This is a genomic window from Streptomyces hebeiensis (assembly GCF_052983195.1).
This window is the reverse complement of the sequence record NZ_CM129812.1, coordinates 6,678,892-6,694,432: the sequence shown is the minus strand read 5'-3', so window position 1 is coordinate 6,694,432 and position 15,541 is coordinate 6,678,892. Positions and strand designations below refer to the sequence as shown.

General features: G+C 72.0%; 12 protein-coding genes. 3 read left to right on the top strand and 9 right to left on the bottom strand.

Annotated features, from left to right (window positions below; all coding sequences use genetic code 11):
* The first annotated feature begins 10 nt into the window (after window positions 1–10).
* The gene (locus tag ACU6P3_RS28695) at window positions 11–850 is read left to right on the top strand and encodes an aldo/keto reductase (protein ID WP_447194758.1); all 840 of its coding nucleotides are present in this window, start codon (window positions 11–13) and stop codon (window positions 848–850) included.
* 201 nt (window positions 851–1,051) lie between these two features.
* On the opposite strand, the gene ACU6P3_RS28690 is transcribed toward ACU6P3_RS28695, so the two are convergent.
* The gene (locus tag ACU6P3_RS28690) at window positions 1,052–1,357 is read right to left on the bottom strand and encodes a 4a-hydroxytetrahydrobiopterin dehydratase (RefSeq protein WP_447194757.1); all 306 of its coding nucleotides are present in this window, start codon (window positions 1,355–1,357) and stop codon (window positions 1,052–1,054) included.
* Between the two features lie 257 nt (window positions 1,358–1,614).
* Between ACU6P3_RS28690 and ACU6P3_RS28685 the strand changes: the two genes are divergently transcribed.
* Window positions 1,615–2,559, top strand: coding sequence for an RNA polymerase sigma factor SigF (locus ACU6P3_RS28685; RefSeq protein ID WP_447194756.1), 945 nt, complete (start codon window positions 1,615–1,617; stop codon window positions 2,557–2,559).
* A gap of 335 nt (window positions 2,560–2,894) precedes the next feature.
* Here the strand turns inward: ACU6P3_RS28685 and ACU6P3_RS28680 are convergent, their stop codons facing one another.
* From ACU6P3_RS28680 to ACU6P3_RS28660, 5 genes are all read right to left on the bottom strand, one after another.
* Window positions 2,895–5,930, bottom strand: coding sequence for an alpha-mannosidase (locus ACU6P3_RS28680; RefSeq protein ID WP_447194755.1), 3,036 nt, complete (start codon window positions 5,928–5,930; stop codon window positions 2,895–2,897).
* A gap of 224 nt (window positions 5,931–6,154) precedes the next feature.
* A complete protein-coding gene (locus ACU6P3_RS28675) occupies window positions 6,155–7,435 on the bottom strand; it encodes a glycoside hydrolase 5 family protein (protein WP_447194754.1) in 1,281 nt (426 codons plus the stop codon).
* Between the two features lie 66 nt (window positions 7,436–7,501).
* Window positions 7,502–8,398, bottom strand: a complete 897-nt coding sequence (locus tag ACU6P3_RS28670; RefSeq protein WP_447198108.1) for a carbohydrate ABC transporter permease — start codon at window positions 8,396–8,398, stop codon at window positions 7,502–7,504.
* Between the two features lie 107 nt (window positions 8,399–8,505).
* Window positions 8,506–9,417, bottom strand: coding sequence for a carbohydrate ABC transporter permease (locus ACU6P3_RS28665; protein WP_447198107.1), 912 nt, complete (start codon window positions 9,415–9,417; stop codon window positions 8,506–8,508).
* 175 nt (window positions 9,418–9,592) lie between these two features.
* Window positions 9,593–10,885, bottom strand: coding sequence for an ABC transporter substrate-binding protein (locus ACU6P3_RS28660; RefSeq protein WP_447194753.1), 1,293 nt, complete (start codon window positions 10,883–10,885; stop codon window positions 9,593–9,595).
* Window positions 10,886–11,279: 394 nt separating this feature from the next.
* On the opposite strand from ACU6P3_RS28660, the gene ACU6P3_RS28655 reads away from it, so the two are divergent.
* Entirely contained in the window at window positions 11,280–12,326 is a 1,047-nt protein-coding gene (locus ACU6P3_RS28655) for a LacI family DNA-binding transcriptional regulator (protein ID WP_447198106.1), read from the top strand.
* Window positions 12,327–12,577: 251 nt separating this feature from the next.
* Here the strand turns inward: ACU6P3_RS28655 and ACU6P3_RS28650 are convergent, their stop codons facing one another.
* The 3 genes from ACU6P3_RS28650 to ACU6P3_RS28640 all read right to left on the bottom strand — a co-directional run bounded on the left by ACU6P3_RS28650 (window position 12,578) and on the right by ACU6P3_RS28640 (window position 15,491).
* Complete coding sequence (locus tag ACU6P3_RS28650) at window positions 12,578–12,757, bottom strand: hypothetical protein (protein ID WP_344283137.1); 180 nt, start codon at window positions 12,755–12,757, stop codon at window positions 12,578–12,580.
* A 96-nt stretch (window positions 12,758–12,853) separates the two neighbouring features.
* On the bottom strand, window positions 12,854–13,243 hold the full coding sequence (locus tag ACU6P3_RS28645) for a hypothetical protein (protein ID WP_447194752.1): 390 nt from the start codon (window positions 13,241–13,243) through the stop codon (window positions 12,854–12,856).
* Between the two features lie 106 nt (window positions 13,244–13,349).
* Window positions 13,350–15,491 carry a phage holin family protein gene (locus tag ACU6P3_RS28640; RefSeq protein ID WP_447194751.1) on the bottom strand — a complete coding sequence of 714 codons (2,142 nt, stop codon included), beginning with the start codon at window positions 15,489–15,491 and terminating at the stop codon, window positions 13,350–13,352.
* Between the last annotated feature and the right edge of the window lie 50 nt (window positions 15,492–15,541).

The window sequence follows — 15,541 nt, the reverse complement described above, 5'->3', positions numbered from 1 at the left end:
CCGACAGCTCGTGAGCCAGGTGCCCGCACTCACCCTCAACAACGGCGTGAAGATTCCCCAGCTCGGCTTCGGCGTCTGGCAGGTGCCGGACGCCGAGGCGACATCGGTGGTCGCCACCGCGCTGGAGGCCGGATACCGCAGCATCGACACCGCGGCCGCCTACGGCAACGAGGAGGGCACGGGCAGGGCCCTCGCCGCCTCCGGGATAGCCCGCGAGGACCTGTTCGTCACCACGAAGCTGCAGAACAGCGATCAGGGTTACGACTCCACGCTGCGCGCCTTCGACGCCTCGCTGGGCAGGCTCGGTCTCGACTACGTCGACCTGTACCTGATCCACTGGCCGATGCCCTCCGTCGACAGGTACGTGGACACGTACAAGGCGTTCGAGAAGATCTACTCGGACGGCCGGGCCAAGGCCATCGGCGTGTCGAACTTCCTCCCGGAGCATCTGGACCGGCTGGCCGACGAGTCCGCGGTGGTCCCGGTGCTCAACCAGATCGAGCTGCACCCGCAGCTCCAGCAGGCGGAGTCGCGCGCCTTCCACGCGGAGCGCTCCATCCTCACCGAGGCGTGGTCCCCGCTGGGCCAGGGCAAGGGCCTGCTGGAGGTCCCGACGGTGGTCGCGATCGCGCGGAAGCACGGCAGGACCCCGGCGCAGGCGGTGCTGCGCTGGCACCTCCAGCTGGGCAACGTGGTGATCCCCAAGTCCGTGACCCCGTCCCGGATCCGGGAGAACATCGACGTGTTCGACTTCGAGCTGGACACGGACGACCTGGCGGCACTCGCCGCGCTGGACGAGGGCAAGCGCCTGGGCCCCGACCCGACGGTCTTCACCGCCGGCGCTCGCTGAGTACGACGGGCCGGCCGAGGCGGGCCGGTACGGTACGACGAAGGCGGCGCGCGCCGGCGAGGGCGCGCGCCGCCTTCGTCGTACGACGGGGCGGGCGCGGAGGCGCGAGCGCGAGCCGCCTTCGTCGTACGACGGGGCGGGCGCGGAGGCGCGAGCGCGAGCCGCCGGACCGCGGCCCCGGCGGACTCGCGCCGCGACCGGTCAGCTCGCGCCGTGGGACGGAGCGATCTCCTCGACGCGGCGCGCGAGAGCGAAGTCCTTCTCGGTCAGGGCGCCGCCCGCGTCGTGCGTCCGCACGGCGACGGCCACGGTGTCGTACCCCAGCGTCAGTTCCGAGTGGTGGTTCGACTCGTCCTGGATCCGGGCGACATGGACGACGAGGGCGGTCGCCGCGAAGTGCGTGCCGAGGCGGTACGTCCGAGCGAGCCGGCCGTCCGTCACGGACCAGCCGGGCAGCTCCCGCAGCCGGTTCTCGGTCTCCTGCTGGGACAGCGCTCCGGTGGCCATGGCCGGGGCTCCTTCCGTCGAACGGATGATGACACGGCCCGACCCTACGTCCCCCGGCCCGTCCCCGCGGTTCCGCCGTGCTGAACGCCCCGTTCACGCCCTCCGCCCGGTGGCCGTCGGCGTGGCGGCGGGGGCCGAACCGTTTCCCCATGGCGACTTTTCAGTCGAAAAAATAATTGGTGAGAAGGGGGCATGACGGCGGGCATCAGGGGCAGGCGCAGCTCCGTCGAGGATCCGCCGCACTGAAAGGTGATGTCATGACGACCGGAACTGTCCATGCTGCCGGGGCCGCTGTGACGGAGCAGGCGGATGACGTCCTGGCTTCCGGCGTGACGGCGAACACCGACGCGCCGGCCGACGCCGGGTGGCCGGCGTCGCCGTCACCGTCGGACGAGCTGCCGTACATCGAGGATCCGGGCAGCGTCGCGCCGAAGGACGCGCGGGAACTCTCCAAGCTCTTCTTCGACCGGCTGCACGTGCTGGAAGAGGGCACGCACGAGTACCAGTACGCGCGCAACACGCTCATCGAGATGAACCAGTCGCTGGTCCGGTTCGCCGCGAGCCGGTTCCGCAACCGGGGCGGTGGTGACATGGAGGACATCCTCCAGGTCGGCACCATCGGCCTGATCAAGGCGATCGACCGGTTCGACCTGTCCCGCGAGGTGGAGTTCACCTCCTTCGCGGTCCCGTACATCGTCGGCGAGATCAAGCGCTTCTTCCGGGACACCACCTGGGCGGTCCATGTCCCGCGCCGTCTCCAGGAACTGCGGGTGGAGCTGGCCAAGGCCAAGGAGCGGCTGGCCACCCGCCTGGACCGGGAACCGACGGTCAGGGAGCTCTCGGAGCTGCTCGGGATCAGCGAGGAGGAGGTCGTGGAGGGCCTGGTCGCGACCAACGGCTACACGGCCGGCTCGCTCGACATGCCGGCCGGCGAGGACGACCCGCACGGTGGCGGGCGGACGTTCGCCGATGTGCTGGGCGACGCGGACCCCGCGATCGAGAAGGTCGAGAACCTGCACGCCCTGGCCCCGCTGCTGGAGCAGCTCGACGAGCGCGAACGCGACATCGTGCGGATGCGGTTCGGCCAGGAGATGACGCAGTCCCAGATCGGCGCGCGGCTGGGCGTGTCGCAGATGCACGTCTCGCGGCTGCTGAACCGCATCATCACTCAGCTGCGGGCCGGGATGCTCGTCGAGGAGTGACGGGCGGCGGACGACCGCGGGGGCGGTGTCGGACCACCCATGGGCCACACCCGGTCCATGACCACCACGACATCCGGCGCCTCCGGCACCTCCCCCGGTCCGACCGCCACGCGGCGGCGCGGGCGCACGTGCGTCCGCCGGCGGCGGTACGGGCCGTGCTGGCCGACTCCGCACAGGCGCCGTCTGCCGCGAGGGCGACCTCACCCCAGGGGGCCGGGGCGCGCGCCCCGGCGCTCACCCGCCGCGCACGCGGATCGCGCGGCGGGTGAGCGGGTGAGCGTCAGCGGGCCCGGCGTGAACCGTGAGCGGTGGGCCAGAGGCTCGCCGGGACCCGGTCAGCTCCGCGCGAGCCGCAGGGTGACCAGTTCGAACGGGCGCAGCGCCAGCTGGATCCCGCCGTCCGTGAGTTCCGGCCGCTCCGCGTCCGTCAGCGGACGCTCCAGCAGGTCGGTCCTGGCGACCGCGCCGGCCTCCAGGCCCAGCCCGATCCGGACCCTGGCCCGCCCACCGTTCGACTCGTAGAGGCGGACGACCAGGTCGCCGCTGCCGTCGTCGGCCAGTTTGACCGCGCTGACCACGACGGCGTCGTTGTCGACGGTCACCAGCGGTGCCACCGGCGCCTGCCCGGCGACCCGGCGCTCCGGCAGATTGATCCGGTAGCCCTCCCTGACGGCGTCCCCGATCCCCGCGCCCGGCACGAGCGCGTACCGGAAGCGGTGCACGCCCTGGTCGGTCTCCGGGTCGGGGAAGCGGGGGGCGCGCAGGAGGGAGAGCCGGACCGTGGTGGTGGTGCCCGCGTCGGCGGCCCGGACGGCACGGGTCACGTCGTGTCCGTACGTCGAGTCGTTGACCAGCGCGACGCCCCAGCCCGGCTCCTCCAGGTGGATGAACCGGTGGTTGCACGCCTCGAACTTGGCCGCGTCCCAGCTGGTGTTGGTGTGCGTGGCCCGGTGCACATGGCCGAACTGGGTCTCGGAGGCGTACCGCTCGGCGTGCACGTCCAGCGGGAAGGCGGCCTTCAGGAACTTCTCCGTCTCGTGCCAGTCCACCTCGGTCTCGATGTCGAGCCGCTTGGTGCCCGGCGAGAGCGTCACCGTCTGGGTGACCTTGGAGGAGCCGAAACCGCGCACCACGCGTACGCCCGCGCAGTCGGTGCCCTTGCCACCGATCGGGGTCAGTTCGTCCAGGTCCGTGAGGTCGGTGACGGTGTTCCGGTAGAACTCGTCCACGTCCCAGGCGTCCCACTGGTTCGGGAAGTCGGGGTGGATCTGCAGCAGGTTGGCCGCCTCGCCCGGCGGGACGGTCTCGCGCTCCGCGCTGACGTCGTACACCGACACCACCAGGCCGCGGCCGTCGATCTCCACCTCCAGCAGTCCGTTGCTGAGGAGGTAGCCGCCGCCCTCGCGCGGCAGCAGCTGGGCGCTGCCACCGCCGATGACGGGTGCCGCTCCCCCGGCGGGTACCCCGGCCCGGGTGTGCGGCGCGGAGTTGAACAGCAGGGTGGTCCCTCCGGAGGCGTCCCCGGCCAGCGCGCGCTGGGCGCCGTCGATGATCGCGCCCAGTTCGGCAGCGACGCCGGCGTAGGTCTTCTCGGCCTCGCGGTGGACCCAGGCGATGGACGAACCGGGCAGGATGTCATGGAACTGGTGCAGCAGGACCGTCTTCCAGATCCGGTCGAGCTGCTCGTACGGATAGGGGAAGCCGGTCCGTACGGCGGCGGTGGTGGCCCACAGCTCGGCCTCCCGCAGCAGGTGCTCGCTGCGCCGGTTGCCCTGCTTGGTCCTGGCCTGGCTGGTGAGCGTGGCCCTGTGCAGCTCCAGGTACAGCTCGCCGACCCACACCGGCGGATCGGGGTACTCCGCCTCGGCCTTGGCGAAGAACGCCGCGGGGGCCTCCCACTCGACGGTGGCGGACCCTTCCAGGCTGCGCATCCGGGCGGCCTTGGCGATCATCTCGCGGGTCGTGCCGCCGCCTCCGTCGCCCCAGCCCGTCGGCGCGAGCGAGTGCCGGGCGCGGCCCTTCTCCTTGAAGTTCCGCGCGGCGTGCGCGATCTGCTCGCCGGTCATGGAGCAGTTGTAGGTGTCGACGGGCGGGAAGTGGGTGAAGATGCGCGTGCCGTCGATGCCCTCCCAGGTGAAGGTGTGGTGCGGGAAGGTGTTGACGGCCGACCAGGAGATCTTCTGGGTGAGCAGCCACTTGGACCCGGCGGCCTTGATGATCTGCGGGAGCCCGGCGGCGAAGCCGAAGGTGTCGGGCAGCCACGCCTCGTCGTTCTCGATGCCGAACTCGTCCAGGAAGAAGCGCTTGCCGTGGACGAACTGGCGGGCCATGGCCTCGGACCCGGGCATGTTGGTGTCGGACTCCACCCACATGCCGCCGGCCGGGACGAACCGGCCCTCCGCGACGGCCTTCTTGACCTTCGCGTAGACCTCGGGGCGGTGCTCCTTGATCCAGGCGTACTGCTGCGCCTGCGACATGGCGTAGACGAACTCGGGCTCGTCGTCCAGCAGGGCGGTCATGTTCGCCGTCGTGCGGGCGACCTTGCGCACCGTCTCGCGCAGCGGCCACAGCCAGGCGGAGTCGATGTGCGCGTGGCCGACCGCGCTGATCCGGTGCGCGGTGGGCGGCGCGGGAGTGGCCAGTACGCCGGCGAGCCGTTCCCGGGCGGCGGCCGCCGTACCGGGCACGTCCTGGAGGTCCACGGCGTCCAGCGCACGGCCGACGGCCCGCAGGATCTCCCAGCGGCGGGCGCCCTCGACGGGCAGCTCCGCCATCAGCTCGCCGAGCACCTCCAGGTCCTGGACGAGCTGCCAGACGTCCTCGTCGAAGACCGCGAGGTCCATCCGGGCCAGCGTGTACTGCGGCTCGGCGCCGGCCGTCTCCTTGTCCCCCAGCTTCGTCGGCAGGAACGGGTGGTAGTCGAGGATGACCGGGTTGGACGCCGCCTCGATGTGCAGCAGCACCTCCTCGCCGCCCTCGGCGGGCGCCGCGATCCGTACCCACTGGTTACGCGGGTTGAGTCCCTTGACCGGCGAGCCGTCGGGCCGGTAGACGAGGCCCTCGCACTGGAATCCGGGCATGTTCTCGTCGAAGCCGAGGTCGAGGATCGCTTCCACGGTCCGGCCCGCCCACGCCTCGGGGACGGTGCCGGACACCCGGAACCAGCTGGTTCCCCAGGGAGCGCCCCACCGGTCCCCGACGGCGATCGGCCGGGTGGGGCCCGCGAGGCCCTCCGCGACGGGTACGGGCTCCCCCGGCGCGGTCCAGACGGCGATGTCGAGGGGGACGGACTCGGGGTATACGGCGGGCCGGATGCGTTCGTCGAGGACCCGCTTGAGGCGGCCTTCGATCAGGCGGCGGTCGTCGTGCATGAGGGGCTGCTCCTGGATCGCGTGGGTTGCGGCTCGTCGGGCGGTTCGGGTCGCGTGGTGGTACGGGCCGCGCGGTGGTGCCGGCGGCGTGGTGGTGCGGGTTGGTGGCGGACGTCGGGTCGTGCCGTGGCACGGTCGGGGCGTGAGGTGTGAGAGAGGACGGAGCGTGGTGGGGACAGGTCGTGGTGGGGACGGGGCGTGCGGTGGCGGTCGTCGCCCCCGCCTCAGGCGCCCAGCACCTCCTCCGGGTGGACGACCTCGGTGATACCGCGAGCCGCCAGGTGCGCCCTGTCCTCGGCACGGCTCGCGAGGACGGCGGCGGGCCGGACACCGTCCTCGATGAGCCGGGCGAACGCCTCGAAGAAGGCACCGCCCGGCGCGCAGACCGAGCGGGCCGGCGCCGTGTCGCCGTCCCCCGTACCCTCGCCCGTGTCCCCCGTATCGACGGCCAGGGCGGTCGTCCGGGGCGCCGGATCGTACGCCCGGCCGCGTCGGTCCCGGACGATCCGCGCGAGGGCCTCCCCCGCGGGCTTGGTCCGCCGGTCGTTGGTCAACAGGCCGAGACCGTACTCCAGTTCGGGGAAGTCCGCGAGGTCCCGGGAGACATCGTGGGAACACCACCAGGTCACCCCCCACACGTCGCGGCAGTCCAGCGCGTTCGCGACGGTCGCCTCGGTGAACTCCGCGGCGTGCTCGGGCGGGATGAGCGGTGCGGGGGCGCCGACCTCCTGGAGCCAGACCGGCCGGTCCGGCTCCGCGGCCCATGCCTTCGACAGCTCGATCAGGTACGCGGCGTGGTGCTCGGTGGCGACGCCGGTACGGCCGTGGCGCTGGGCGGTGCCGTTGAACACCCAGGAGTGCACGGCGGTGACCGCCCCGATGCGGGCCGCGTGCGCGGGGGTGAAGGCGTGGTCGTCCTGGTACCAGGCCGCGTCGTACGCGGCGTGCAGGTGGAGCCGGCCCGGCGCGCCCTCCTCGCAGGCGGCCAGCAGCCGCCGGAGCCAGTCGGCTGCCTGCTCGGGGGTGACGGGGTCGGGGTCGGGGTGCGGTGACCCGGAGAACTGGTTGGCCTCGTTGCCGAGGGTCATTCCGAGGAAGTTGGGCCGGTCGGCGAGGGCCGCGGCGAGCGTGCGCAGGTAGACCGCCTGCGCGGCGACGACATCGTTGTCCGTGAAGATGTTGCGCCGGTGCCAGGTCCGGGTCCAGGCGGGCAGGAAGTCGAAGCTCGACAAATGGCCCTGGAGTCCGTCGACCTGGACGTCGAGGCCGCGTTCCGCCGCGGCGTCGGCGAGCCGGACGAGCTGGTCGACCGCGCGCGGGCGGATCAGGGCGCGGTTGGGCTGGAAAAGGGGCCAGAGCGGGAAGACCCGGATGTGGTCGAGGCCCAGGGCCGCGATCGAGTCGAGGTCGGCGCGTACGGCGTCGAGGTCGAAGTCCAGCCAGTGGTGGAACCAGCCCTGGCTGGGCGTGTAGTTGACGCCGAAGCGCGGCACGGGAGTGCTCATACGGGCGATGTCGTCCTGTCCTGGTTCTGTGGAGAGTCGGCGGTCCGTCCCGCCCGGCTCGCGGGGTCAGCCCTTGACGGCGCCTTCGCCGACGCCCCGGAAGAAGTAGCGCTGGAGGCAGGCGAAGAGCACGATGAGCGGCAGCACGGCGATGATCGTGCCGGCCGCGACCAGCCGTTCGTCGTTGGCGAACGTGCCGTGCAGGTAGTTGAGTCCGATGGTCAGGGTGTAGTTCTGCGGGTCGCTCAGGACGATCAGCGGCCAGAGGAAGTCGTCCCACGCGCCCATGAAGGCGAAGATGGCCACGACGGCGAGGGTGCCCTTGACACCGGGCAGCGCGATGCGCAGGAAGCGCTGCCAGGCGTTCGCCCCGTCCACGTACGCCGCCTCCTCGACCTCCGCCGGAAGCCCCAGGAAGGCGTTGCGCATCAGCAGCACGTTCAGCGCGCCGATCGACCCGGGCAGCAGTACGCCGAGCAGGGTGTTGTTCAGCCCCAGCTCCCGCATGGTGGTGAACTGGGCGATGATGATGCCCTCCACCGGTACCAGCATGGCGAGGATGAACGCGAGGGTCGCCGCCTTGCGGCCCCGGTAGCGCAGCCGGGCCAGCGCGTAACCGGCCAGCGCGGCGCCGACACAGTTGGTGACAACGTTGGCACAGGCGACCTTGAGGGAGTTGAACGCGTACTCCCACACGGGGATGGTCTCCGCGACCCTTCCGTAGTTGGCGAGCGTGGGGTCGCTCGGGAGGAAGGAGGGCGGGGAGCTGAAGATGTTCTCGGTGGGGCCCTTGAGCGAAGTGGACAGCTGCCACAGGAACGGACCGACCATCAGGGCGAGGACGGCGACGAGCAGGGCGTAGCGCAGGACGAGTTGTCCGAGCCCGATGCGCCGGCCCTCGCCGTCGGTGAAGGCGGTGCGCGGCCCTCCCGCGGTGCGCGGCCCTCCGGCCCCGCGGGACACACCCGACGTACGGAAGGACCGCCCGCCGGTGGCGGTCACGGCGCGGTCCGTGCTCGCGGAGCCGGACGCGGCTGCCGGGTCCGGCCGGTGGGGGGCTTTCGGGGCACTCACGCGTCCTCCTTGCGGTCGGCGCGGAGCACCAGGAGCATCAGGGCGACCGTGACGACGAAGACCACGACCGAGATGGCGGAGGCGTACCCGACCCGGCCGGACAGTCCGGTGCCCACGCGCTGGACGAGCATCACGAGCGTGGTGTCCTCACCCGCCGGGCCGCCGGTCGGGCCGGCCATCAGGTAGACCTCGGAGAAGACCTTGAAGGCGGCGACCGAGGAGAGCGCGCCGACGAGGACCATGGTGGAGCGGACGGCCGGCATGGTGACGGTGACGAACCGGCGCACGGCCCCCGCCCCGTCCACGGCGGCGGCCTCGTGCAGCTCGCGCGGGACGTTGGCGAGCGCGGCCAGATAAATGATCATGTAGTAGCCGAGGCCCTTCCAGACCGTGACGGCCATGGCGCTCATCAGCAGCAGCCACTGGTCGCTGAGGAAGCCGATCTTCCCCACGCCGACCATCTCCAGCAGGGAGTTGACGAGTCCCCGGTCGTCCAGCATCCACACCCAGATCAGTCCGACCACGACGATCGAGGCGACGACCGGGGTGTAGAACGCGGAGCGGAAGAAGGTGATGCCGGGGATCTGCCGCTGGACGAGCAGGGCCAGCAGCAGCGGCAGGAGGACCAGGGCCGGTACGACCCCGACGACGTACAGCGTGCTGTTGCGCAGCCCGATCCAGAACATCTCGTCGTCGAGCAGTTCCGCGAAGTTGGCGAGCCCGACGAACTCGCCGGCGACCAGGGTCCGCCGGTCGGTGAAGGAGTTGATCAGCGTACTGAGGAACGGGTACAGGCTGAACGCGCCCACGATCAGCAGTCCCGGCGCCGCGAACAGCCAGGGGCTGGTGGGTAGTTGCCGTCTGATCCCGCCGCCGGCGAGATCGGCGGGCCCGTGGCGGGGTCGGATGAGTTCGCCCGAGGGGCGGTGGTGCTTTTCATCGTCGCTTTCGCTCGACTCTTGGCTGTGGCTCTGACTCCGGCCCCCGCTCCGGGCCGCGACGGGCGGCGGGCGCCCGTCGCGACGGGACGAACGTCGCCGGGAGGGGCGCCGGCTCGGGCCCGGGCCGGGCCCGGGCCGGGGGTCAGCTCTGCTTGAGCAGCTTGTCGCAGGCCTCGACGGCGCGGTCGAGCGCCTCCTGCGGGCTCACCTTGCCCTGGAGCGCCTTGGCGACCTGGTTGCGCAGCTCGGTCTTCATCTGCTCGCTGAACAGGACCGGCGTGTAATTGACAGCGGAGTCCAGCGACTTGGCCGCGGCGATCCGCACGCGTGTCTCGTCGGTGCCGTCCTCCTTGGTGAAGTACGGGTCGTCCAGGCTCCCCTTGGTGCTCGGGAAGATCGCGACCTGCTTGGCGAAGGACATCTGCCGGGTCTTGTCGGTCACGAAGTGGGCGAACGCCACGGACGTCGCCTTCTGCTTCGTCCGGGCGTTCACCATCACGCCCATGACGTACATGTTGACCTTGCCGGTGCTGGTGACCTGGTCGGTGATGCCGATGTTCTTGTAGAGGCGCGGGGCCTCCTTCTTGAACTTCTCCAGGTCGAGGGCGCTGCCCGGGTTCATGGCCACGGACTCGGTCAGGAACTTGGTCCCGGAGCTCTCGGGAGTCGCGGTCAGCGCCTGCGAGTCCAGCGCCTTCTTGTCGAACAGCTCCTTGTAGCGGGTGAGCATCTCGACGCCCTTGGCGTCGTTGAAGGTGAAGCCCGTGCCTTCCTTGTTCATCAGCGAGGCGCCGTAGCGGCCGAAGTCCTCGATGGTGGGCACCTGCGCCAGGGTGGCGATCTTGCCGTTGCTCTGCTCGGCCAGCCGCAGGCCGCTCTCGAAGACCTCGTCGTAGGTCGTCGGCGGCTTCTCGGGGTTGAGCCCGGCCTCCTCGAAGAGACGCTTGTTGTAGAACATCGGGCCGGTGTTCAGGTACCAGGGGAAGGCGTAGGTGCCCTGAAGACCCGGTATCTGGTGGCTCCGCCAGGCGCCCGGCAGGTACTCCTTGCCGTACGCGGCGGCCGTCTCGTCCTTGTCGAGGTCCATGGCCAGCCCGGCCTTCGCCAGCGGGGTGACCAGGTCGGGCGAGACGTTCACGACGTCGGGCAGCGTGCCACCGGCGGCGTCCGCGCTGAGCTTGTCGGCGTATCCCTCGGCCGGCCGGTCGATCCACTGCACCTCCGTACCCGGGTACTCCTTCTCGAAGTCCTTGATGACTCCGTTGAAGTAGTCCTTGAAGTTCGCCTGAAGGTTCCAGGTCTGGAAGGTGATCTTGCCCTTGACAGCGTCGGAGGCGTCGGAGGACCCGTCGTCGGCCCCTCCCCCACAGGCGCTGAGCGGCAGGACGGTGGCGAGAACAGCGGCGAGGGCGACTGCTCTTCGGGAGATGCGCACGGTGAACGGCTCCTTTGCTCGGACCAGGCGTGCGAAACGGCCAGCCGGAGCGGCGCTGCACCGGCTGTTGCCCAATTTCCAGCAGAGATTCGCAGTGCCCCCGGCGGAAGTCAACACATACTGACGACAAAGTCATCACTGTCTGATATCAGACCAGGCCAGCCGTCATATTTTGCCTTTCTTGCAGGCAACCACTAATGCGCTTTAGGATGGTGACACTCAAGCGCTTTAGTGCCCGATGTGCAAGGCTTGTCCGGTACGGCGGGAAAGCCCGGGGACGCCGATGGGGGTCGGCCGAGAAGGACAGCGGAGAAAAGGGGCACAGGTGACAGCCAACGGGCCGTCGGCCAAGGACACCGCGGCGGCCCGGCGCGGTCGCGCGCGCCGTCCGACCATGAAGGACATCGCCCAGCGCGCCGGGGTCTCCGAGAGCGCCGTGTCCTTCGCGCTCAACGACCGGCCGGGGGTCTCCGAGGTGACCCGCGCCCGGGTCCGCCGGGTCGCGGAACAACTGGGCTGGCGGCCGAGCACCGCCGCGCGCGCCCTGTCGGGCGAGGGAGCGGCCACCGTCGGACTGGTGCTCGCGCGGCCCGCGGCGACCCTCGGCGTCGACTCGTTCTTTCTCCAACTGATCTCCGGCATCCAGGAGATCCTGTCAGACCGTGGACTCGGCCTGCTCTTCCAGGTGGTGGAGGACGTGACCGCCGAGTGCGCGGTCTACCGGCGGTGGTGGGCGGAGCACCGGGTGGACGGGGTGCTGGTGGTGGATCCGAGGACCGACGACCCCCGCCCCGCCCTGCTGGACGAGTTGGGGCTGCCCGCCGTGGTCATCGGCGCGCTGACGGACGAGGGGGGACGTACGGGAGCGGGCCCGTCCCAGGTACGGGCCGACGACGCGGGCGGCATGGCCGTGATCGTCGACCGGCTGTACGCGCTGGGGCACCGGCGCATCGCGCACGTCGCCGGCCTGCCGTCGCTCGCCCACACCGAGCGGCGGATCCGGTCGTTGCGCGTCGAGGCCGGCCGGCGCGGTCTGGCGGACGTCCACTCGTTCACCACGGACTACTCCGACACCGAAGGCGCGGCCGTGACCCGCCGGCTGCTGGACCGGGGCGCCCCGCCGACCGCGCTGATCTACGACAACGACGTGATGGCCGCCGCCGGAGCGGCGGTCGCGGCGGGCCTGGGCAGGGCGGTGCCGGGGGACGTCTCGGTCGTCTCCTGGGAGGACTCGGCGCTGTGCCGACTGGTACGCCCCTGGCTGACGGCGCTGTCCCGCGACACGATCGCCTTCGGCCGGCTCGCGGCGGGGGAACTCGCCGCGCTCCTGGACGGCGGCCCGGCCCGTACCGTACAGGTGCCGCTCCCCCGCCTGATCGAACGGGAGAGCACGGCGAGGGCCCGTCCCGTACATCAGGAGTCCCCGGCCGACGACGGTTGAGGGGGCGGGGAGCCAACCGCCGCCGCCGGGCGCTCGGCCCCTCCCGCGACGAGGCGGCCGGGCCGGTCACCCGCCGCTCGCCCGGACGCCCGGTCGGCCGTGTGCCGGCCGCCGCCCGTCCCACGGCGGGCGGCGGCCTGTCAGGATGCGCTCTCCGCCGTGCCCCGTCGGTCGGGAGCGGAGGAGGGCGGACGGCGCGGAGCCGTCGGTCGTGAGGCCGACCGGACCGTACGGAACCGGCCGGCCCTCGGCTACTGGGTTGTCCCGCCCCGGTTCGGTTCCGTCTCGGCGGTCGGTCCTTCGACGCCGACGGCGGCCTCCACGTCCCGGTTCGCGACGGCGGAGGACCGGCGACGGGTCTCCGCCAAGTCGGCGCGGGCGACCTCGGCGCGCAGCATGGCGTTGAGTGCGGCGAACGTGTCGATGGGCATGGCTGTGTTCCTCACGGTGAGTCGGTGAGCCGGTGCTGATCAACTACTGCGGGAGGAAGGGCACTTCAGTGCGAAACGCACTCGATGCCCCGACTGTCAGCAGCGCAGCACCACACAGCGCGTGGGCCCCGGCACGACCGGGGCTCCGGACGGCGCGCACCGTCCGGCCCGCGGAGCCCGGTCCGGTCCGTACGGCCGGTGTCGGCACACGAGTCGCACCCGCGTCACACAGGATCGCTCGGTCCTGGCGGGAGCGGTCTGCTCGGTCTCGGCCGGGTCCTGCTGCTGTCCCTCGCCGGCCGGATCCCGCGGCGCCGAGACGGGCGGCGGAGGCTCCGCCTCCTGCGCCGACGCCACGGAGGACAGGAGGGAGGCGAGCGTCATGGCGAGGAACGCGGCCAGCACCAGCGCCACGATCAGGGTCCGGCGCTCGGCGGCAGCACGTACCACGTCGGGGCGGGGGACGACAGGTGCGACACGGCGCATGGGCACGACCTCCTGGACAAGCCACCTCTGCCCATGAGGAACGGCGTTTCGTCCTGCTACCGCCGGAAATCGCTCGCACGAGGGACGCGCACGCCAGGGGCGCGCGTCAGGACGACTCCGCCTCGTGCCCGGCGGGACACGCCCCTGGTGAGACCCCGTCGGCGGCATAGGTGGGCGGTCGTTCGCCCTCGCGTGCCCCGTTCCGCACCGGCACCTGCGGTCCGCTGCCCTCCCTCAGCCAGCGCCTGAGCACCCTGTGCACCCGCTCGGCGCCGACGAGTTCGCCACCGTCCGGGACCGGCGCGGAGAGCACCAGCGGGGACAGCAGGAACGGGTGGGACTGGGCACCGCCCAGTCCCCCGTGCGAACCGATCTGCTCCTCGAAGGCGTGCACCTCCCCCGTCTCCGGGTCGTACATCGAGTTGACCATGATGTCCGCGACATGCGGGAACGCGTCCGCGCGCCGTACGGCGTCGGCCGCGCCCGGCCCCATCCCGGCGAGCGGACCGCCGTCCTCCAGCAGCGCGACCGGGACCTCCGACCCGCCGGGGCCGAGCACCACGGAACCGTGCTCCTCACTGGCCACCAGCAGGAATCCGATCCCCGGGTGGTCGGCGAGGGTCCGCAGCAGCGCCGGGTACCGCCGGTCGATCCGCTCCCGGCTCATCCGGCCCGGCACGTCGGGGAACGAGACCAGGCCGAGGTTCCCCGAGGCGAGCACGATCGGGTCCGAGCCCGGCGCGGGCCGCTCGCCGGGCCCCTCCGACCCGGGGCGGTGCAGGGCGCCGAGGACCGCGTGCCGGGCGGCGTCGCGCGCCTCGGCACCGCTCTTGGTGCGCCCGGCCCGGCGCGGTACGGGCAGCCCGCAGCCCGCCCTGACCAGGTCCCTGAGCGTGAGCCCGTAGGCGCTCTCGAAGGTCTCGCCGGGGCTCTGGCCGTGATCGGAGAGCAGCACGATCCGGTACCCGCGGGGAGCGAGTTCGGCGACCCGCGCGATCAGCCCGACCGAGCGGTCGAGGCGCGCGAGGACCTGCACGGCGTCCCTGCTGTGCGGCCCCGAGTGGTGGGCGACCTCGTCGTACGCGACGAGGTCGGCGTAGACGGTGGTACGGCCGGCCAGCATGTCGCCGAGGACGGCGGCGACCACGACATCGCGCTCCACGACGGTCGCGAAGGCCCGGATGAACGGGTAGAGCCCGCCGCGCCCCACCCGCGGCCGGTCGCCGCGCAGCCGCGCCCGCACGGACTGGCCGATCTCGCGTCCGGCGTCGGCGACGAAGGAGACGACCGTACGGACGGCGTTGGCGGGATCGGAGAAGTAGGCGAAGTAACCGGCGCGGGAGCGGTTGGCCCGCCCACGCCGGGCCGCCATCGACAGCACCAGCGCGAGCTGGTCGGCGCCGCCGCTGAAGAGGTTGCCGCGGCTGGCGCCGTCGAGCGTGAGGAGGCCGCCGTCACCGGTGCGTTCGACGGCCCGGCGCTGGAGTTCGGCGGCGCTGCCGGGCCGGTTGCTGACCATGATCCGGCCGGTGTCCTTCTCGTACCAGCGGAAGGCGGGGACGTCGTGGCTGGAGCCGTGCAGGATGCCGAGCTGGCTGGCACCGGTCTGGCTCGACCAGTCGGTGCGCCAGGGGGTGAGCCGGTGGGTGGGGTGTTCACCGAGCCAGGCGGCGACGTGGGGCATCACGCCGTCGCGGACGGCCGCCAGCAGGACGTCGTGGCCCACACCGTCGAGCTGGAGGAAGACGGTGCCGGGCGTACCGTCCCGGCGGCCGCCCCGGCCGTTCCCGCGCCGCCGGCCGGCGAGGCGGGAGAACCTGCGGCCGTACGCGTTGTCGTCGCCGACCGCGAGCGCGGTGGAGGTCGCGGAGGCGACCGCCGACATCACGGCGGCGACGACCACCGCGGTCTCGGGATCGGCCGAACCCCCGCCGGCGGGTATCAGCCGGAGCGCGACCAGCAGGAGCGAGCCGTTGAGGAAGAACACCAGGAGTCCGAGGACCAGCGCGGGGACCAGCAGCAGCGCCCGGACGAGCAGCGGCCAGACCAGCGCGCTGAGCAGACCGAACGCCCCGGCGCCCCAGGCCGCGGTCAGGGCGGTGTCGGTGATGCTGTCCTCGGGGCCGGACTGGAGCCGGAAGTCCGGCAGGATCCCGGCGAGTGCCAGCATCGTCAGGGAGGACACCGCCCAGACGGTGATCACCCGCAACAGGGCTCCCCCGGAGGTACGCCACCGCCCCTTGAGCACAGAACTTCCACCTCACTCGTGCCCGGGCACCTGCCCGGACCCGGCCCAGC

What these genes read in the sequence shown, in the direction of transcription:
- ACU6P3_RS28690 (WP_447194757.1), bottom strand. Translation starts at nt 1,357, where the DNA reads ATGGCCACCGGAGCGCTGTCCCAGCAGGAGACCGAGAACCGGCTGCGG.
- ACU6P3_RS28685 (WP_447194756.1), top strand. Translation starts at nt 1,615, where the DNA reads ATGACGACCGGAACTGTCCATGCTGCCGGGGCCGCTGTGACGGAGCAG.
- ACU6P3_RS28680 (WP_447194755.1), bottom strand. Translation starts at nt 5,930, where the DNA reads ATGCACGACGACCGCCGCCTGATCGAAGGCCGCCTCAAGCGGGTCCTC.
- ACU6P3_RS28675 (WP_447194754.1), bottom strand. Translation starts at nt 7,435, where the DNA reads ATGAGCACTCCCGTGCCGCGCTTCGGCGTCAACTACACGCCCAGCCAG.
- ACU6P3_RS28655 (WP_447198106.1), top strand. Translation starts at nt 11,280, where the DNA reads ATGAAGGACATCGCCCAGCGCGCCGGGGTCTCCGAGAGCGCCGTGTCC.
- ACU6P3_RS28650 (WP_344283137.1), bottom strand. Translation starts at nt 12,757, where the DNA reads ATGCCCATCGACACGTTCGCCGCACTCAACGCCATGCTGCGCGCCGAG.
- ACU6P3_RS28645 (WP_447194752.1), bottom strand. Translation starts at nt 13,243, where the DNA reads ATGCGCCGTGTCGCACCTGTCGTCCCCCGCCCCGACGTGGTACGTGCT.